Origin of the sequence: Macrococcoides goetzii (assembly GCF_002742385.2) — a bacterium.
Classification (GTDB): domain Bacteria; phylum Bacillota; class Bacilli; order Staphylococcales; family Staphylococcaceae; genus Macrococcoides; species Macrococcoides goetzii.
This window is the reverse complement of sequence record NZ_MJBI02000002.1, coordinates 112,666-131,656: the sequence shown is the minus strand read 5'-3', so window position 1 is coordinate 131,656 and position 18,991 is coordinate 112,666. Positions and strand designations below refer to the sequence as shown.

Below are 18,991 nucleotides of genomic sequence, written 5' to 3'. Positions count from 1 at the left end.
CATTTTATTTTTTCATTCATTTTCAAATATTTATTATAATTTTCTATCCCAATGTCTTTGTACAACAAGCGCTTCTAAATATTTATTTGCATCATCACTCATTTCAACAATACCTGGTTGAGCTACATCTACAGCTGTTTCTTCTAATGCTTTAGCAACAGATGCATCATAACCGATTGTTTTAAAGTGACGGTTAGCTGCTTCAATGAAATCTTTTACTGGTGGTAATAATGGTGTTTTAACATCTAATACAATAAGACCGTCGAATAACGTAGAATGTACTGTATCAAATGTTTCAGACACTTTCAATTCACCTAATTTAAATGCTTTCTCGCTCACTAATTTATAATTTACTTTATTGTCAGCCAGTGTCGTTAATAGTTTTTTGATTTTAGCTTCATCCGATTGTTCAGTTACTAATAATGCAACAGACAAAGTATCTAATTTTTTAACTGTATTTTCCATGCTTAATGCTGGAGATTTTTTATCTGATTTAACTTCTTCATCTGTAGTAGGCGCATCAACACCAATTTTTTCAGCAATTTGAGTCGCTAAATCTTTATCGACTTTATTAATATTGGCAACTGCATTTTCTTTAACAAAGTCATGTTTACATTTACCTAATTCGAAAGCAAACGCATCACGTAAATGTTCTTTTTCTGGTTTACTTAAACTGTTATAGAACATTTTCGCTTGTGAATAATGTTCTTTAAAGCTCTCACTTCTAGCACGCACTTTATGAGCATCGATTTTTTCATGATAATGTTCAAATCCACCTTCTTCAGCTGGTGTTGTGTGTGGATTGTTATTATTTATCGCATTGTTATGGTAAGCAGTTTGGCCTTTATGGACAAATGTTTGATGCATACCATCACGTTGATTGTTAGCAAATGGACATACTGGCCTGTTAATTGGTAACTGATGGAAATTTGGTCCACCTAAACGTGATAATTGCGTGTCTGTATATGAGAATAAACGTCCTTGTAATAATGGATCATTACTGAAGTCAATACCAGGTACAAGATGACCAGGATGGAATGCAACTTGCTCTGTTTCTGCAAAGACATTATCTACATTGCGATTTAAAGTCATTTTACCAACGCGTTTTACTGGCACTTCTTCTTCTGGCCATAATTTTGTTGGATCTAATATATCAAAATCAAATTTAAACTCATCTTCTTCAGGAAGAATTTGAAGCCCTAATTCCCACTCGGGATAATCGCCTTTATCGATGGCTTCATATAAGTCTTCACGGTTATAATCTGAGTTTTTACCAGCGATAATTTGAGCTTCATCCCAAACTAATGAATGTGTTCCAAGCAATGGTTTCCAGTGGAATTTAACGAAGTGTGACTTCCCTTCTGCATTTACTAAACGGAAAGTATGCACTCCAAAACCTTCCATCGTACGGAAACTTTTCGGGATACCACGGTCACTCATTGTCCACATTGTCATATGTGTTGACTCTGGATTTTGTGCAAAGAAATCCCAGAATGTATCGTGAGCTGTTCCACCTTGAGGAATTTCATTATGTGGTTCTGGTTTAACTGCATGAACTAAATCTGGGAATTTAATGGCATCCTGAATAAAGAATACCGGAATATTGTTACCTACTAAATCATAGTTACCTTCTTCAGTATAGAATTTAGTTGCAAATCCACGCGCATCACGTACAGTATCGTTAGAACCCTTTGAACCTTGTACAGTAGAGAAACGAACAAATACAGGTGTCTTCTTACTTGTATCTGTTAAAAATTTAGCTTTTGTATATTCACTTAAATCTTCATATAATTCAAATTCACCATGTGCCCCATATCCACGTGCATGTACAATTCTTTCAGGAATACGTTCATGGTCAAAATGTGTCATCTTTTCTCTGAAATGAAAATCTTCTAATAAAGTCGGGCCACGTTCCCCAGCTTTTAATGAAAATTCATCTTCTGCCATTTTTAAACCTTGGTTTGTCGTTAACGGTGTATCGCCAGAATGGTCTCTACGAAATGCTTCTAATTGCTTATCTTTTTCATTAGTCATTGTAGTGCCCCCTATATTATATTTACATACAAATTGCTTATTCCCATTTCTAATAAATAGAAACATTGTACACTTTTTATATGGAATTTTATAAAATAAAAAATTGCATTCTAATTGTAGAATGCAATTTTAGTAATTTTGACCTTACATCTAAACTTATCATTATAGTTATTTACTTTGATATAAGCGTTTTATATAATAGGTTAAAGCTTGGAAAGTGGTGAGTTGATGTGAAATACTATCTAATACGTGTTCTAATTTCAATTGTTTGTTTTATTATCATTTCAGTTATCGATATGACTTTATTAACGAAAGGATCTACCGCTGATCTCTTCGCAAAATCTTTTCTTGTCACACTAATTTTTACAATCCTTTATTACTATATCCAGTTACATCGTCATTCCAAATATCATGATTAATTAAAAAATCTGGATTAATTAAACACAGGATTTTTGGCACCAAATATTCTTGCCTTCATTTCTTCACCTGCTGGAGTTCCAGCAAGTCCTCCTAAGCCTGTTTCTCGTAATTCTGCAGGAAGACTACGGCCAACTTTGTTCATTGCTTCGATTACTTCATCTGCAGGAATTTTACACTCAATACCAGCCAAAGCTAAATCAGCAGCAATCAGTGCATTACCTGCTCCAATTGTGTTTCTCATAACACATGGTATTTCTACTAAACCTGCGACTGGATCACATACAAGACCAAGTAGATTTCCTAAAGCATGTGCTAATGCATGTGAAGATTGTTCAGGTTTTCCACCTTTTATCGCTACTGCTGCAGCTGCTGCTATTGCTGAAGCACTACCTACTTCTGCCTGACATCCACCCATTGCACCGGCAACACATGCATTATTGGCAATTACAATACCGAATAATGATGTTGTCAGTAAGAAATCTATTTCCTGTTCTTCATTTAAATTTAATTTGTCTTCAACAGAAAATAATACACCAGGTATTGTTCCAGATGACCCTGCAGTAGGCGTTGCACATATTAAACCCATTGCAGCATTCACTTCATTTGTAGCAATAGCATACTGCAATGCTTTTGCAACATCGCTACCGGATAAAGGTTCATTTTGTTCACGATATTTTTTCATTCTAATTGCATCTTGTCCAGTTAGACCTGTTACAGATTTCACCCCCTCTCCCGAGGAGCCACGTAGAACAGCAGCCTTCATTACTTTAAGATTTTCTTTCATTTTGTTTCTCACTTCTTCATACGTCATATCAGACGTTTCCATCTCCATCTCTGTCATCATTTCAGCAAATGATTTACCAGTTTGTGTTGCAGTATCTATAATTTCTTTAATTGAGTTATACATTTTAGTTCCTCCCCATTTTACTTAAATCAATAATATTCTTTCTAAATCTATACTAGATTTGAAAATTCTATTTGTGGATATTTCTCTTTAATATTTTGCAATAATGCTGGTTTAATCGGTTTGTGTAAATGTAAAGCTACAATATATTTGTTATTTTTTTGTGATTTAATTTCCTCGTTGATTTGTAAACCACTTTCTGCAAGATCATTAATACATCTATTAAATTCTCCTACCGGTTGCTCTCCATACAAAACAAGTATTGGTAAAGTATGGTTGAGAAGTGCACAGGCTCCATTGATATGAATACTTCTCAATTTAATAGTACCGCCACCTATAGAGTTTCCACATACTTCAATATGTTTATGTTCACTGTCTAATCTAACAAGCGCTGTGTTAGGATGTTCACCTTTACTTGGTCCTTTTTCTTCAATAAATTCAATTTGAATACCTTTTTCCTTAGCGATATCTATAGAATCTTTTACTCGTGGATCTTCAGTTGGGAAATTTAAAATCCCGGCGATTAATGCTAAATCTGTTCCATGTCCTAGATGTGTTTCTGCAAAAGATTCATAATATGAGATACTCACTTTCACAGGTTCCACTCCTAAAATTTGTCTAGATGCTAATCCGATTCTAACGGCACCTGCTGTGTGTGAACTTGAAGGACCAATCATTATTGGGCCAATAATATCGAAAGCACTTTTATAATCTGATGTTCTTGCCATCATTAATTCCTCCTAATATTTTAACAATTTATTTTTTAACCTTGTGATATATTTATTTGCTAAGCATTTTGTTTTGTAGTTCTTTTTAAAGCAGGCATCTTTACAGATACTGAAATATCATGATTTTTAAAGAATGTTGCAAATAACCAAGCTAGAACGATACTTGAGAATGCTACTGCTAATCCACAAAGTAGAACAGGAACAGTATCGTTAAATCCGAAAGCTACAATAAATCCTGCAATCGGTGTCGCCATTCCAGTAACGTTGATAACTAAACCAAACGCTGTGATAATACAAGCATTTACCATACCAATAATTGCATTAGATCCATAAAGCTGAACTGGTTTTTCTGCAATAATATCAATTTGTGTTAATGGTTCAATCGCTACAGCAAATGGTGTTGCTTTAGTGCCATAACCTAACTTTTTAAATAATACAAAGTTTGCAAATGAGTTACCAGTGCAACATAGGGCACCTATAGCCATCGGTGTACCAACTAATCCTAATAGACTTGTTAATACCATAGAGCTTAACGGTGTCATGCCTACTACAGGAATAATAGCTCCAAGAACAATTGCCAATACATAAGGATTTGCATCACCTACTGCAGTGATTGCTGATCCAATTTGAGTTAATACCGCAATAACAGAAGGTTGAATTGCTAAAGCAATTAATGTAGTTAATGCAGGTGCTACTAAGATGACAACAATTAAGTCTAAACCTTCCGGTACACGTTTTTCTATTTGCTTGATTAAGAAGCTAATTGCATACGCAGCAATAAATGCTGGTAATAACTTTACTTTTAATAATGATAAACCTACGATTAAAGCATATACTGGTGAAATCCCTAATTTAATACATGTTAAAATTCCAACTGCTAAACCGCCAAGTCCACCAAGTGTGTCTCCAACTTGTACAAAGAAAGGAATATCAAACACTCCTCCAATAGCATAACTTAGAAATGCTTGTGGCAGAAATGTTGAACATGCAGCTCCGGAGAGTGCTTGAAGACCTTCTTTACCATACGGTGCAAAATTTAAAAATAACGACATGCAAATAAGTACAACTAATAATGTTCCTACGCCAATAATAATATCCATTGATTATTTCTCCTTTATTTAAGATTAATTTTTATGCTTTGAATTTCGACATTCATCACCTTTCAATGGCCATCAAAAGAGTTTGTTGTCTTTTTCACAAATTAATCATATCATTTTTGAAAACGGATACAATGAACAAAATATGAATAGATTTTGTATATTTATATTTTATTATGTATAATTATGTTTTAATTTTCATTTCGGAATTAGAACAGTCTTGTTACTACTATACTTCACCGCTTTAAAGCTTTTATTTATTTAATTTCTGTTATACACATATAATTATTTAAATGTGATTTTTATCACTAATATTATTAAAACCTTTAAAATCAATGTATTTTAAAGGTTTTAAATTATCTGAATATCTTTAATTAAATAAAGTGTTATATTAAAAAAATAATAGAGTGTATGATATAAATAAAATATTATTTAAATTTGATAAAATATATCATAATTTACTTTAATAATATTTTAAGATTCTAATATATTTTTTAATAAATATTCGATATGTATGTAATATCTCTGTTACAACAAAAAAACCGTTCATTTTAGCATGAGCTAAAACGAACGGTTTAAAATTTATTAATTTGTTGTTCTTAATTATTTATCTAAGAAGTTACGACCTTCATCTAATTTTTGGAACCCTCTTAAGAAGTATACACCTGCCATAGCTGATAAGAAGATGATACCAATAATAACTGATACACGTGTTTCATCATTAATTAACATTCCGATTAATACCATTACTAAGAAAGCGATTGTAATGTAGTTTGAGAATGGTGCAAATGGCATCTTAAATGGATGATTTTCAGCTAAATCAGGTCTTTGTTTTCTGTATTGTAAATGACTGAATAAAATCATAAACCAAGGAATCATACCTGGTAAGATAGATGCACTATAAACATAAACGAATATATTTGCTGCTCCATCAATATACATCGGTAATACCACATTTAAGATTACTCCGATGAAGATACCAATTGAAATCATAAGTACCGCATAAACCGGTACACCATTTTTCATAACTTTTGCAAATGCACGAGGCATTTTACCTTCGTTTGCTAATGTATAGATCATACGACTTGAACTGAAGATACCTGAGTTACAACCAGACATTGCTGCTGTAATAACTACAAAGTTAATGATTGCTGCTGCTGCTGTAATACCAACTTTAGCAAATGTCGCTACGAACGGGCTACCTACGTTACCTAATTCATCCCAAGGATAAACAGTTACGATCACAAAGATTGCACCAATGTAGAAGATTAAAATACGCCAAATAATACCATTAACTGCTTTTACTACGTTTTTCTGTGGATCTTTTGTTTCACCAGCAGTAATACCGATTAATTCTACCCCCTGGTAAGAACCAACTACCATTGATAATGCAAAGAAGAATCCTACGATACCTTTAGGGAAGAATCCACCATGCTCTGTTAAGTTACCCAATCCAATAGGATTACCATTGTTACCAAATCCAAATAATATAATACCTAAACCTGCTACGATCATTAATATAATCGTTACAATCTTAATCATTGCAAACCAGAATTCAAACTCACCAAATGCTTTAACAGAAGCCATATTCGCTAATGCTAAAGTTATAATTACGATAATACCTGGAATCCATGTAGGTAATTCCGGCCACCAATATTGCATATATTGTCCAACCGCAATTACTTCACTCATACCTACTACAACCCACTGGAATATATTCGCCCAAGCTGTAACATAACCAAACACCGGGTGTAAGTATGTTGAAGCATAATCAGCAAATGATCCAGTTGTAGGGAATAAATAAACTAATTCCCCCATCGCACGCATTACTAAAAATAAAAATAATCCAGCAACTAAATAAGCTAAAATTGCTGATGGTCCAGTCCATTTAATCGTACTTGATGCACCCATGAATAAACCTACCCCAATGGTACCACCTAATGCGATCATTTGGACTTGTCTTGAACTAAGACCTCTCTTTAAATGATTGTCTTCCATTTTTTCTATCCCCTTTTGTTTTTTAAATATAAAAACATTCTTTACTATTCTGAAATTATACTATAATTTCAGAAAATTAGAAGTACTATTTATTAACTTTAGGAGAACGTGAAAAGGGTGCAAGGGAAAACCCTTACACCCACGTGCTTTAACGCTTTAAACTTTTTTAAAAAAATTATTTTTAAATAGATTATTTCCTTTTATTTTTTATAATCGTAAGCCACCTCTTGTAATTTTTCATCATATTCAATATATAAATCGTAATCTTTGAAAAACCACTCATCCATTTCGTTAACGTAGAAAATAATGCCATCTGCTTCAACTTTTGCAATTGCTTTATCGTAATCCGGATCTACTGTAAATGCTAAAGAGTGACTCTCCTGAATCTTGCTTGATCCATAAATTTTAGCATAGAATTTAACTGCCTGTCCTGCTTCTAAACCAACTTCGTCTTTGAACCATTGCAGTGCTTTATCTGAAATATAAATATTCATATCGTACCTCCCAAAATAAGTCTTGCTGAAGAAATTATATCATCAGACTTATATGAAAGTCTTAAATTATGTCTTCATTGCAATAATTAATATGTTAAGGCTGTTTCTTCACCTTTCAACACACGCATTACACCTTCGTATAAAGCTAGTAATTCTTCTTCGCCAGGCATTACTTTTACTTCAGAAATCCACTCAACATGTGATTTTATGTTATCAACAACATATTGGGAATGACTCACACCACCTGTTAAAATGATATAATCTACATCACCTTTCAATACCGCTGCCATTTCAGCAATACCTTTAGCAATCTGATAACACATGCCATCAAAATAAAGCTTTGCTTCCTTATCTCCGTTTAAAGCTTTTTGTTCAATCGTTTGAATATCAATTTCACCTAAATAAGACTTCATACCACCTTCTCCAGCTAGTATTGATTTCACTTGTGAAATATTTAACTTTTCTTCAATAATGAGCTTCGCAAAATTTATTAATGGTAGTTGTCCAGTACGCTCGGGAGAATAAGGTCCTTCGCCATCAAATGCATTTACACAATCAATAACTCGTCCTGACTGATGTGCACCAATTGAAATACCGCCACCGATATGGGTAACAATCACATTAGCATTAAAATAATCCATACCCTCTTCAGATAACACCTTACGTGCTACAGCCTTTTGATTCAATGCATGAAATACACTTCGACGCTCAATTCCTTTAAATCCTGAAATGCGTGCAAGATCTTCAAATTCATCCACTACAACCGGATCCACTGTATATGCTTTCACACCGTAATCACGTGCAATATCATTAGCGATGATTGCTCCTAAATTTGAAGCATGCATACCATATGTACCAGAACGAAGATCATTCACCATCTCTTCATTCACCAAATACGTGCCTCCAATAATCGACTTCATCAGTCCACCACGGGCAACAACTGCTGCTAAATCACCTGGATAAATATTATGAGACGTTAAGAAAGTGCGTAAACGCTCTTCTCGCATCTCAATTTGATCCATTACTGTATCATACTTTCCAATCTCTTCAACCGTATATCTAAAAATACTTTCGTCCACACAATTATCACTACAATATAGAGCAACCTTACTAGAAGTTGAACCTGGATTAATGACTAATATATATTTTCCATCCATTATATGTTCCTCACTTGTCGTACTGCAAAGTCTAGAGCGTACAATTTACTTTCTGGAGAATCACTGCGTGAAGTAAGTACAATCGGTACTTTTGCACCAACAATTGTACCTCCAATAACAGCATTCCCTATTACTGAGAAAGCTTTATACAATACATTACCAACATCAATTGTAGGTACTACTAAGATATCTGCATCGCCATGTATAACGCCGTCATATCCTTTATGTTCTGCAGCTTCCTTAGAAGTAGCTAAATCAAAAGAAATAGGACCAGCTACTAGCGTATTTTCACTACCTTTAAATAATGAAACGACCTCACTTGCTAATACTGAAGATGGCATCTTCGGATTAAATGTCTCTGCAGAACTAATCATAGCGACCTTTGGTTTCGTTATACCTATGCGATGCGCTACATCAATCGCATTATCAGCAATTTGTTTTAACTGTTCAGTAGTTGGTGTGATATTCATTGCAGCATCTGTTAATAATAATTGTCTATTATTTCCCGGTAAATCAACAAGCGCCACATGAGATAACACTGATTGATTACGAAGATCATGTTCTTTTTGAAGTAATTCTTTTAATACCGTACGTGTTTGAACCATCCCTTTCATGAGTATCTGTGCATCTCCAGTTGCCGCCATTTCTACCGCACGTTTAACAGAATCTTCCTCAGTTTCACATTGCTCATAAATCCACACATCATTTGAATCAATATTCTCTTCTGTATCAAATACAAAAAATGATACAACATCTTTATATAATTGTTTCGCTTTTGTTATCACTTCTAATATCTCTGGCCTTGAACCACCAGGAATAACTACCTTAATCATCTATGTTCCTTCTTTCTTATTATAACCTAGTACTAAGACTAGATAATACTTTTGTTCGATAGTATTTTCTCACAGTCGAAAATAGATGTAAAGGAAACATATAGCAGCCATTAAACTCTTTATTAATACCATTCAATAATATATTTTATTTCCCTTATTTAAAAAATTTAATATATATAATAAATAAATGTCATTTTACAGATAATTGAAATATATAACCACTTAATATAATATTGAACCATAAAAAAAGAATTTAGGTGATAAATTGAGATAGACAAAAAGAAAACAACTTATTGCAGACTTTATTTATGATTCACTAAAAAATCGTATTTCAATCAATCGTATTGTTTATAGAAATTCTCACGACGAAGAAGCGCGAATGACTATAACATTCGATAAACAAGAAATATTTACAGCAGATAATATCCAGTTTGCTTTAAAATCATTTGAGTTAGAAAAGCAAGGTGTCGGGAAGGAATATCAACCATTTAATTGGGATGATAAGAAAATAGATTTATTTGAAAAAACAATTAGAGATGCAGTAGAAGCAGAAGGGAAATATGCTGTTTATCATTTAGAAGACTTCTTCGATTATTTTTTACTCTCTGTAGAAGAAGCATTGCAACATTCTCATGAGCTCATCCGAGCTTTTACAATGTTAGATAAACGATTAAGTAAACGAAGATTTAGTACGCTTGATATAAACAACGAACATAAATTAGTTCAGCAATTTTACGAGATTAGAAAACAAAGTTGGGAGAGTAATGCATGAGACTTTACCTTGTAAGACATGGGCAGGATACGCTTAACAAAAGAGGTGGTTGGTCACAAGAACCATTGACTGAAGAAGGTGTAAATGAAGTAGAATCACTATCACAAAAAATAAAAGACATTGAATTCGATTTTATTATAGCAAGTGATCTTCAAAGAACAGTTCAAACAGCAAATATCATTCGAAATCGACTACTATTTTCAACAGAAATAATTTTAGATGATTGTTTACGTGAAGTAAATAATGGTCTTTTAGCTGGGATGGACAATGATGTAGCATTAGAGAGTTTTCCAGGTCTCTTTTGGAATACATTAGAATGGGAAGAATCTTATCCACAAGGTGAAAGCCCTTCTCAATTTTACGAAAGAATTTGTAAATGGTATAAAAATTTCCTCTTAAAACATCATAATTCTAGCAATGTACTTCTAGTTACTCATCAAGGTGTAATAGAAGCCTTGCTCTGTATTATAAACAACAAACAATTTTCTAATAAGAAAGTTCATTATAAAATTAAATGTGGCCAAATGATAATGGAAGTTATTAAGTAATTATCCAAAAATTACTCATACACAAAATATTCATATATCTGACTTATTATTTTCACACCCTTGTGAATTTTTCATATGTCTTTTATGCTAATATTTATTTTAACTTGTGAAAATATGGAGGAAAGTTTGTGAAAAAGTATTTTAATAATGTGTTCTGGAGATGGCATTTCTATGCAGCGATTTTCATTACACCGCTACTCATTACTTTAAGTATTTCAGGCATCATGTATTTATTCTATCCAGAAGTAGAGAACAAATTAAATCACGATTTATTGTTTGAACAGACAAACAAACCAGAACAATCCCTTAATGATGGTATCGATGACATACTCAAAAGTCATCCTGGATATCATGTTATGAAGATTAGTTTCCTAAAAGACGATTACAACACACGTGTATCTATAATGGGACCAGATGATGCTTCTAAAGTTGTCTATCTGGATCATCATAATCAAGTGAAAGGTGAAATAGAACCTTCTAAATTATTTTCAAATTTCTCTCGTGAAATGCACTCAAATCTATTAACTGGTAATACCTTTATTAATTATTTAGTGGAGCTTGCAAGCTGCTGGGCAATATTCTTAATCATTACAGGATTGTTCATGACTTTTTTCCGTAAATATATTACAAACAGCACCTCTAAAATTAAACGTAAAAATCAAGCGAAGTTCCATGCAATGCTCGGTACAATTTTAAGTATTCCTTTGTTACTAATTGTGTTAACTGGTTTACCCTGGTCAGGATTTATGGGTGCAAAAATTTATGACTTTGCAGTAAATCACTCACTTGTAGGTTATCCTGAGTCTGTGAAGACACCGCCAGTATCTAATAACGAGATTGCTTGGGCAACGCGTGGTGAACATACAGATTCTAAGTCTCATGATGGTAATAGGTTACCAATTACTCATATTAATGAGCTCGCTAAAGAAGAAGGATTTAAAAAACCGTATAGCATCACTGTACCGATGGATGACAAGGGAACTTATGTATTATCAAAAGCCGCTGGTACCGGTGTTACTGGTTTAGACGCTAGCCCCTTAGAAGAACGTACTATTCATTTAGATCAGTATTCAGGTATGAAACTTGCGATTTATGATTTCGATGACTATGGTCCGCTTGCTAAATTTATTGCGGTAGGTATCCCGTTACATGAAGGTAATTTATTTGGCTTAACAAATAAAATAATTAATTTATTATTTATCGTCGGATTACTAACTCTTACATTCTTCGGAATTAAAATTTATTTGATGCGCAGACAAAAAGGTAAACTATCAACACCTAAAGCGCAGCCTTATATGAAACATACTTGGTTCTTCGTAATATTACTTATCCTAATGGGACTATTAATGCCTCTATTTGGCTTCTCACTCATAATAATTGCAATTATTGAACTCATTTTACTGATGAGCAAGAAGAAATATGCAATATAAATAATACTTGTTAAGTAGTTGGATCATTCCGGCTACTTTTTTTAATATTCAAACAAATATAATTGTGAGAAATTATTTATTCATGTAAGATAATTCATAATATATTTCACGGAGTTGATTGAATGATAAATAATAGACATCTGTTAGCGTTAAAAATTGCTTTTCCTCCTACCATTCCAATTTTAACTGGATTTATCTTTCTCGGAATGACTTTCGGGATTTATATGCATTCTTTAGGACATCCTTTATGGATGGCTGTCCTGATGAGTGCTTGTATTTTCGCAGGATCAATGGAATTCGTAACTGCAACGATGCTTCTTGGTATCTTTAATCCACTCAGCGCTTTTATCCTTGCACTTATGATTAATGCCAGACATTTATTCTATGGAATTTCGATGCTTAATCAATTTAAAGGTACCGGAAAGAAGAAATGGTATTTAATATTTGGCATGTGCGATGAAACTTTTGTAATTAACCAAACACTTTCAATACCTGGAAATGCGGATAAGGGATTAGTGATGACATACGTGACACTTTTGAATCAATTGTACTGGGGAACCGGTTCATTTATAGGAAGTGTTATCGGGAGCTTCATCACTGTTGATTTGGAAGGTTTAGAATTTGTAATGACAGCACTCTTTTTAGTTATTTTTCTTGAACAATGGTTCAAAGGTGGAAGACGCTTTTCAACGCTCGGTATAATCATTTCTATTTTCTGTCTATTAATATTTGGTAAGACTTACTTTGTACTCCCTACTATGCTTATTATGCTAATCATTTTCATTGTCTTTAAACGTCCTTTGACGAGAGTTGGTGAGCGCATATGACGATAGCAGAACAGCTGATTATTATCTTTTCGGTTACTATCGCTACAATGTTAACCCGCTTCTTACCATTCATCATCTTTAAAGGAGATAAACCATTACCTGAGCTTATTGAATATTTAGGTCGTGTATTACCTCCCGCTGTTTTTGGATTACTTGTTGTATATGCATTAAAGGATATTAAATGGAGTTTACCTTCTGCCAATATTCCTGCAATACTTGCAATTACTTTGATTATTGTTTTACATTCATGGAAACGTAATATGCTTTTATCTATCGCTGTAGGAACGCTGTACTATATGTTACTTATCCGATTAGTCTAAACAGAAAAAGCTACAATTCTTATCGAATTGTAGCTTTTTCTATATTATGATTAAGCATCTATTTGATGATTTCTTTAGTTTTAGCATCTATTTCAAATTCTTTTGATTTTCCATCTTTAGCGAGTTCTACGTCATATTTTACTACGCCGTCATCTTCATCTAAACTCCATTCTTTCACATCTCCGTTGTACTCTTTCTTAGCAACTTCAATGATATCTTCAACTGGCGTTACATCTTTATAATTGATTGTCGTTTCTTTATCATTTTCTTTTTCTGATTCTTTTTTAAGTACTTTATTACTTACAGCATCAACTGTCACTTCATGAGATTCATTTCCATCTCTTAAATTAACATCATATGCCCACTTTTTCTCTTTATCATCATAGTCAAAAGAGATACTTTCAAGATCACCTTTAACTTCTTTTTGTGCAGTTTCAATCGCCTGAGTCGCATCCGTCTTTACTTCGCTATAATCAACTGATTTATCATCTTCATTGCCACAAGCACCTAATAGTAATGATGCACCTAGAACAAGTGCTGAAGATTGTTTTATATATTTGTTCATCATATTCAGCTCCTTTATTTGAGTTAATAAATTTATACCCAAAATTTAATACATACAAACAAATATTATCAATATGTATAGCAATCACCATATAATCTAAACTAAATACGAGAATTATTTTTATAAGAATTTTATAAAATTCTTATCAATTTCATCAATACGAATTGCAAAGGTAATCTCCCATATAAAGCACTCTTAGATAGCTGTTTATCACCTAAAGGTATTTCTTTTCTTGCCATATAGATGTTCGCTGGGAATACACCTAATAAAAATGTATTAATCAAATTTTTTGCAACTTCACTTGGTTTTTTGATAATCAAGTAAACACCCATTATTATCTCCATTACTCCAGAAATATAGACGATTTCTTTTTTGAATGGTATATAGCTCGGTACGATTTTCGTAAAGTTAGGCTCCCTTAAGAAATGAAGTACACCTGCTGCAAAAAATCCTAATCCTAGTAACGTTTTCAGTAATAATTTTATTAATTTCATTTTATTGCTCCTCTATTGTTGTTAGTGCGTATTTCTCAATTACATCTTCTAAATGCGGATAAACTTGCTTTAATTCATCTTTCGTAAATAATTCAAAACCCTCAAATGTAAAACCAGGTGATACCATACATCCAACGAAACTCCATGCATTATCCTCTTCAACGCTTGATGCAAAGATGGTATGTTTCGGTACTAAAAATTGTGGTACTTCACCATTCATTACGTCTAATCCTAACTTAACTGCTTCATACTTACCATCGGGATGTATCATATGGACAGTAAGAGAATCCCCTCCATGGTAATACCATAATTCATCAGAATCAATACGATGAAAGTGCGAGATGTTTCCTGCTTCTAAAAGAAAATAGATGCTTGTATATAGTGCTCTACCATCAGCAGTTGCTTCGTTTGATCGATAAGTTTCATAGTAATACCCACCTTCCGGATGAGGCTGCATATTAAGTTGTGTTATTAATTGTGTTTTGTTCAATGTCCTACTCCTTTGCTTCTTTTATAAAGAAAGACAATCAACTTTTGTTGATTGTCCTGATAAATTTTATTATACAAAAGATTAAAAGAATCTTCTCATAATTGTTTTTAAAGGTGGCATCTTTTCAAATTTATTTTCCTCTAATAATGAACGTAACTCAAATTTAGCATATCCTAACGCTTCATCCCACACAATTTGTCCAGGAAGTGGTGCTGCATCTGGGTCTACATACGCATTAATAATTACTGGTTTGTTCACATCTTTTGCATGTCTAAAGGCACCTGCAAGTTCTTCTGGTTTTGTAACAGTAATACCTACTCCGCCACAACTTTCTGCAAATTTAGCGAAGTCAATATCTCCAAAATCAATCGCGTACTCTAATTCACCAGCTGCTTGTTGTTCATATTTAATAAATGATAATTGTTTATTATTTAAAACAACGATTATCATCGGTAAATTATGATATACAGCTGTAGCAAAATCCTGCATTACCATCGCCATAGCTCCGTCACCTGTAATTGCAATTGCCTGACGATCAGGGTAAGCAATCTTACTTGCAATTGCTCCTGGTAGAGCACAGCCCATTGTTCCTAACCAGGGTGATGTTAAGAAACGATTATTATGGTCAAGTCTTAAATATCTCGTTCCCCATACTGTAGATGTTCCTACATCAATTGAGAATACTGCATCTTCATCTGCAATCTTATCAATTTCTGCCATGATACGTTCTGGGCGTAACGGCATACTATTGTTAACTCTATCTTCATCAAGCCATTTATTCCATTCGACCATATTTTCTTTACATGCTTCTAAGAATGGTCTTTCTTTTATCGCTGGTAATTTTTCAATTAATAATTGAAGTATCTCTTTTGAATCACCAATCAATGGAACAGTCACTTTATGACGTGAGCCGATATTTTCCGGGTTATTATCTATTTGAATACATGGTACATCTTCGTCCGGCAGATAATCTACATACGGAAAGTTTGTACCAATCATAATTAATAAGTCCGCTTCTTTACTTGCTTCAAATGCAGGTTTCGTACCGATTTTCCCTAAGTTCCCTAACATATTCGGATGGGTATCAGGAATTAATCCTTTGGCAGGCAAAGTTACGATAGAAGGTAATTGTGCATGCTCAATAAACTGTACAAGTAATTCTTTGGCATGTTTCGTACCTGTTCCGGCAAGCACTACTGGATGCTTACTTTGTTCAATCAGTTTTATTGCTTCCGTAATTTTTGTCTGATCAATCTCAAAAGTTTGTTCTGGTGTTTTAATAGGCGTTTTGTCTGTATGATCTTCTATTTTAGTGCTTAATAAATTCCCTGGAATCGAAAGTACTGCGACACCTTTTTTATCATAAGCTGTTTGGATTGCTTCATTGACAACTTCAAATACATTTTCCGCCTGATCGAGTTGTTTATTATACACAGCAACATCAGCAAACATTGCTGTTAAATCAAGTTCCTGGAAGAACTTTGTTCCAAGTACATCAGTGTCGGCTTGACCAACCAGAACAAGTTGGGGAATATTATCCATTTTTGCATCGTACATACCATTTAACAAATGAATTGCTCCAGGTCCACCAATAGCAACAGATACCGCAATTTTACCTGTTAATTTCGTATAACTTGCTGCTGCAAGAGAAGCCACTTCTTCGTGACGTACATTATAAAATTTAATCTCATCTTCAGCGCCTTTTAATGCATCTATTACAGTATCTATCGTATCACCAGGTATACCATATACATGGTCAATCTCCCAATGTTTAAGCGCTTGGACAAGTGCATGATTTGCTTTAAGTTTTGACAAGTCGTTCACATTCCTTTCTTTTCTATTATTTCTACATATTATTTACATTACCCATTGTGAACAATAGTAATCAAAATACATTTCTTATAGGTATAACGATTCTATTTCCATTATGTGCAAACGACATATCATTTTTGTTAAGATATACATATACGAATCATATAAAATGAGGAGGAAATTCAATGAAAGTTTTAGTAGCCGGTGAAATACCAGAAAAAGGTCTAAAGTTCTTAAAAGAAAATTTCGACGACGTTAATGTATTCAAAGGAGATAAATTAATAACTAAAGATGAACTTATTAAACGCATTGCGGATAGAGATGCATTGATCAGTTTACTTTCTACTAATGTAGATAAAGATGTCATAGATGCAGCACCAAATTTAAAAATCATCGCCAACTATGGCGCTGGATTTAACAATATTGATAGTGAATATGCACGTACAAAAGACATCGACGTTACTAATACGCCGAAAGCTTCAACAAATGCAACAGCAGATCTGACATTTGCTATACTACTTGCTGCAGCAAGACGTGTGGTTGAAGGAGACAAAGTATGCCGTACAACAGGATTTAACGGTTGGGCGCCTTTATTTTTCCGTGGCCGTGAAGTTTCAGGTAAGACAATTGGTATTATTGGTCTAGGAGAAATCGGACAAGCTGTGGCACGCCGTGCGAAAGGTTTCGATATGAACATTCTCTATACAGGACCAAACCGTCATAAGGACCGTGAAAAAGATACTGGCGCAAAATATGTTTCACTTGAAGAATTACTACAGCACTCTGACTTTATTACAATTAACGCAAGCTATAATCCATCCATGAAGCACATGATTGATAAAGCACAAATCGAAATGATGAAACCGACTGCATATTTAATCAACGCATCACGTGGACCTGTCGTTCATGAAGCAGCGCTTGCTGATGCATTGGAAGCGAAAGTCATTGAAGGTGCAGCTTTAGATGTATTTGAATTCGAACCTGAAATCAATGAAAAACTAAAAAAATTAGACAATGTAGTCATCACACCACATATCGGAAACGCAACATTTGAAGCGCGTGATATGATGGCCGATATCGTTACACAAAATGTATACAAGAAACTGAATAATGAACAACCAGATTATATCGTTAATTAAGACATAGAAAGACAGAGAAATAAGCATTATAAAGTGAAATAAATTGAAAAGAGGAAATCAACTTCTGTTGAATTCGGGAATATAAAATAAACTGCGAAGCAGAGTCGTACGCACTCTACTTACACAGTTTATTTTACATTCCCTATTCTTTCTATGACTTTAATCATAAAGATGATGTGAAATTTAATACAAAATAGAAAAAAAATGAGATACGCACCGCATCTCATTTTTATTTTGTTATTTTATTTATTCTAAAATATCTACCTAAAATGTCTACTTGCTTATATAACTGATTTCAATTCCTGAATCTCTTTTTCTGTTATTTCATGGCCGCCATCAAACAACATAAAGTTCACATCATCGAATGATGATTTAAACTGCATTTCTAATGCTTTAGCTTGTCCGGGTGATACCATATAGTCGTTCGCACCCGCCGTTATAATTACTTTCGTATCACGTTTAGCATTCGATACGTCATACTTTAAGTCTGAAGGGTGCATTAATACTGCCATATCTATCTCAATAGCATTCTCTAAGAATCCTATAATAAAGTTAGCACCATTAGAATAACCTAAGAAAGTTATTTTATCATAGTCTAAATTTAGTTCATTCATGACTTCTGTTACACGACTGACTGCATCATTATATGCATTACGATCCATCTCACCATTCACTAAAGGCGGGAAGAATCGTCTGCTCATTGCACTGCCACTATCACCTTCAAAGCTTAATACATCAGCACCAGGAAATAGTTCGCCTGCTATTCCTAATAATTGATACTCATTGCCACCCGTCCCATGAAATAAAACAACTAATTCCTTTGAATCATTCTTCTGATAAAAGTAATTCATGACGCACCTCCTAAACGCTTATTCGAATAATGTATTGCATATGTTTCTTATTTCTTTGTCTTTTATCTCTTATTTTTT

The 18,991-nt window shown here is 33.6% G+C and carries 18 protein-coding genes and 1 pseudogene; 6 read left to right on the top strand and 13 right to left on the bottom strand.

Going from position 1 to position 18,991, the window contains the following annotated elements; genetic code table 11:
* Positions 1-33: 33 nt before the first annotated feature.
* From BFS35_RS06115 to BFS35_RS06080, 8 genes are all read right to left on the bottom strand, one after another.
* On the bottom strand, positions 34-2,034 hold the full coding sequence (locus BFS35_RS06115) for a catalase (RefSeq protein WP_099579321.1): 2,001 nt from the start codon (positions 2,032-2,034) through the stop codon (positions 34-36).
* Between the two features lie 433 nt (positions 2,035-2,467).
* A complete protein-coding gene (gene sdaAA / locus BFS35_RS06110) occupies positions 2,468-3,361 on the bottom strand; it encodes an L-serine ammonia-lyase, iron-sulfur-dependent, subunit alpha (protein WP_099579323.1) in 894 nt (297 codons plus the stop codon).
* A 47-nt stretch (positions 3,362-3,408) separates the two neighbouring features.
* On the bottom strand, positions 3,409-4,086 hold the full coding sequence (gene sdaAB / locus BFS35_RS06105; RefSeq protein WP_099579325.1) for an L-serine ammonia-lyase, iron-sulfur-dependent subunit beta: 678 nt from the start codon (positions 4,084-4,086) through the stop codon (positions 3,409-3,411).
* A 59-nt stretch (positions 4,087-4,145) separates the two neighbouring features.
* Positions 4,146-5,186: a PTS sugar transporter subunit IIC gene (locus BFS35_RS06100; RefSeq protein ID WP_099579327.1), complete on the bottom strand. Its 1,041-nt coding sequence runs from the start codon at positions 5,184-5,186 to the stop codon at positions 4,146-4,148.
* Between the two features lie 600 nt (positions 5,187-5,786).
* Positions 5,787-7,181 (bottom strand): amino acid permease, encoded by a 1,395-nt coding sequence (locus BFS35_RS06095; protein WP_099579328.1) that lies wholly within the window; start codon positions 7,179-7,181, stop codon positions 5,787-5,789.
* 200 nt (positions 7,182-7,381) lie between these two features.
* A complete protein-coding gene (locus tag BFS35_RS06090; protein WP_099579330.1) occupies positions 7,382-7,675 on the bottom strand; it encodes a HesB/YadR/YfhF family protein in 294 nt (97 codons plus the stop codon).
* An 86-nt stretch (positions 7,676-7,761) separates the two neighbouring features.
* Entirely contained in the window at positions 7,762-8,832 is a 1,071-nt protein-coding gene (buk, locus tag BFS35_RS06085) for a butyrate kinase (protein WP_099579332.1), read from the bottom strand.
* On the bottom strand, positions 8,832-9,665 hold the full coding sequence (locus BFS35_RS06080) for a phosphate acyltransferase (protein WP_099579334.1): 834 nt from the start codon (positions 9,663-9,665) through the stop codon (positions 8,832-8,834). Before BFS35_RS06080 ends, buk begins: the two co-directional genes overlap by 1 nt.
* Before the next feature lie 289 nt (positions 9,666-9,954).
* Between BFS35_RS06080 and BFS35_RS06075 the strand changes: the two are divergent.
* The 5 genes and pseudogenes from BFS35_RS06075 to BFS35_RS06055 all read left to right on the top strand — a co-directional run.
* Positions 9,955-10,437, top strand: a pseudogene (locus BFS35_RS06075) (SF0329 family protein); the annotation flags it as partial.
* Entirely contained in the window at positions 10,434-10,985 is a 552-nt protein-coding gene (locus BFS35_RS06070) for a histidine phosphatase family protein (RefSeq protein WP_099579338.1), read from the top strand. The pseudogene BFS35_RS06075 and the gene BFS35_RS06070, both read left to right, overlap by 4 nt.
* A 128-nt stretch (positions 10,986-11,113) precedes the next feature.
* Positions 11,114-12,415, top strand: a complete 1,302-nt coding sequence (locus BFS35_RS06065) for a PepSY-associated TM helix domain-containing protein (protein ID WP_099579340.1) — start codon at positions 11,114-11,116, stop codon at positions 12,413-12,415.
* Between the two features lie 122 nt (positions 12,416-12,537).
* Complete coding sequence (locus BFS35_RS06060; protein ID WP_099579342.1) at positions 12,538-13,242, top strand: AzlC family ABC transporter permease; 705 nt, start codon at positions 12,538-12,540, stop codon at positions 13,240-13,242.
* On the top strand, positions 13,239-13,562 hold the full coding sequence (locus tag BFS35_RS06055) for a branched-chain amino acid transporter permease (RefSeq protein ID WP_099579344.1): 324 nt from the start codon (positions 13,239-13,241) through the stop codon (positions 13,560-13,562). Before BFS35_RS06060 ends, BFS35_RS06055 begins: the two co-directional genes overlap by 4 nt.
* 58 nt (positions 13,563-13,620) lie before the next feature.
* Here the strand turns inward: BFS35_RS06055 and BFS35_RS06050 are convergent, their stop codons facing one another.
* From BFS35_RS06050 to BFS35_RS06035, 4 genes are all read right to left on the bottom strand, one after another.
* Entirely contained in the window at positions 13,621-14,130 is a 510-nt protein-coding gene (locus tag BFS35_RS06050) for a PepSY domain-containing protein (RefSeq protein ID WP_099579346.1), read from the bottom strand.
* 128 nt (positions 14,131-14,258) lie between these two features.
* Complete coding sequence (locus BFS35_RS06045) at positions 14,259-14,621, bottom strand: DoxX family protein (RefSeq protein WP_205757151.1); 363 nt, start codon at positions 14,619-14,621, stop codon at positions 14,259-14,261.
* A 1-nt stretch (position 14,622) separates the two neighbouring features.
* The gene (locus tag BFS35_RS06040; RefSeq protein ID WP_099579348.1) at positions 14,623-15,111 is read right to left on the bottom strand and encodes a cupin domain-containing protein; all 489 of its coding nucleotides are present in this window, start codon (positions 15,109-15,111) and stop codon (positions 14,623-14,625) included.
* Positions 15,112-15,192: 81 nt separating this feature from the next.
* Positions 15,193-16,926, bottom strand: coding sequence for a pyruvate oxidase (locus tag BFS35_RS06035; RefSeq protein WP_099579350.1), 1,734 nt, complete (start codon positions 16,924-16,926; stop codon positions 15,193-15,195).
* 182 nt (positions 16,927-17,108) lie between these two features.
* Here BFS35_RS06035 and BFS35_RS06030 point away from each other — a divergent pair, with 182 nt between their 5' ends.
* On the top strand, positions 17,109-18,062 hold the full coding sequence (locus BFS35_RS06030; RefSeq protein WP_099579352.1) for an NAD(P)-dependent oxidoreductase: 954 nt from the start codon (positions 17,109-17,111) through the stop codon (positions 18,060-18,062).
* 281 nt (positions 18,063-18,343) lie between these two features.
* Here BFS35_RS06030 and BFS35_RS06025 read toward each other — a convergent pair whose 3' ends face one another.
* Positions 18,344-18,913, bottom strand: a complete 570-nt coding sequence (locus BFS35_RS06025; RefSeq protein WP_099579354.1) for an alpha/beta hydrolase — start codon at positions 18,911-18,913, stop codon at positions 18,344-18,346.
* Positions 18,914-18,991: the final 78 nt, after the last annotated feature.

Excerpts from the sequence above, each read along its gene's own strand:
- BFS35_RS06115 (WP_099579321.1), bottom strand. The coding sequence starts at position 2,034 with ATGACTAATGAAAAAGATAAGCAATTAGAAGCATTTCGTAGAGACCAT.
- sdaAA (WP_099579323.1), bottom strand. The coding sequence starts at position 3,361 with ATGTATAACTCAATTAAAGAAATTATAGATACTGCAACACAAACTGGT.
- sdaAB (WP_099579325.1), bottom strand. The coding sequence starts at position 4,086 with ATGGCAAGAACATCAGATTATAAAAGTGCTTTCGATATTATTGGCCCA.
- BFS35_RS06100 (WP_099579327.1), bottom strand. The coding sequence starts at position 5,186 with ATGGATATTATTATTGGCGTAGGAACATTATTAGTTGTACTTATTTGC.
- BFS35_RS06095 (WP_099579328.1), bottom strand. The coding sequence starts at position 7,181 with ATGGAAGACAATCATTTAAAGAGAGGTCTTAGTTCAAGACAAGTCCAA.
- BFS35_RS06090 (WP_099579330.1), bottom strand. The coding sequence starts at position 7,675 with ATGAATATTTATATTTCAGATAAAGCACTGCAATGGTTCAAAGACGAA.
- buk (WP_099579332.1), bottom strand. The coding sequence starts at position 8,832 with ATGGATGGAAAATATATATTAGTCATTAATCCAGGTTCAACTTCTAGT.
- BFS35_RS06080 (WP_099579334.1), bottom strand. The coding sequence starts at position 9,665 with ATGATTAAGGTAGTTATTCCTGGTGGTTCAAGGCCAGAGATATTAGAA.
- BFS35_RS06070 (WP_099579338.1), top strand. The coding sequence starts at position 10,434 with ATGAGACTTTACCTTGTAAGACATGGGCAGGATACGCTTAACAAAAGA.
- BFS35_RS06060 (WP_099579342.1), top strand. The coding sequence starts at position 12,538 with ATGATAAATAATAGACATCTGTTAGCGTTAAAAATTGCTTTTCCTCCT.
- BFS35_RS06055 (WP_099579344.1), top strand. The coding sequence starts at position 13,239 with ATGACGATAGCAGAACAGCTGATTATTATCTTTTCGGTTACTATCGCT.
- BFS35_RS06050 (WP_099579346.1), bottom strand. The coding sequence starts at position 14,130 with ATGATGAACAAATATATAAAACAATCTTCAGCACTTGTTCTAGGTGCA.
- BFS35_RS06045 (WP_205757151.1), bottom strand. The coding sequence starts at position 14,621 with ATGAAATTAATAAAATTATTACTGAAAACGTTACTAGGATTAGGATTT.
- BFS35_RS06030 (WP_099579352.1), top strand. The coding sequence starts at position 17,109 with ATGAAAGTTTTAGTAGCCGGTGAAATACCAGAAAAAGGTCTAAAGTTC.
- BFS35_RS06025 (WP_099579354.1), bottom strand. The coding sequence starts at position 18,913 with ATGAATTACTTTTATCAGAAGAATGATTCAAAGGAATTAGTTGTTTTA.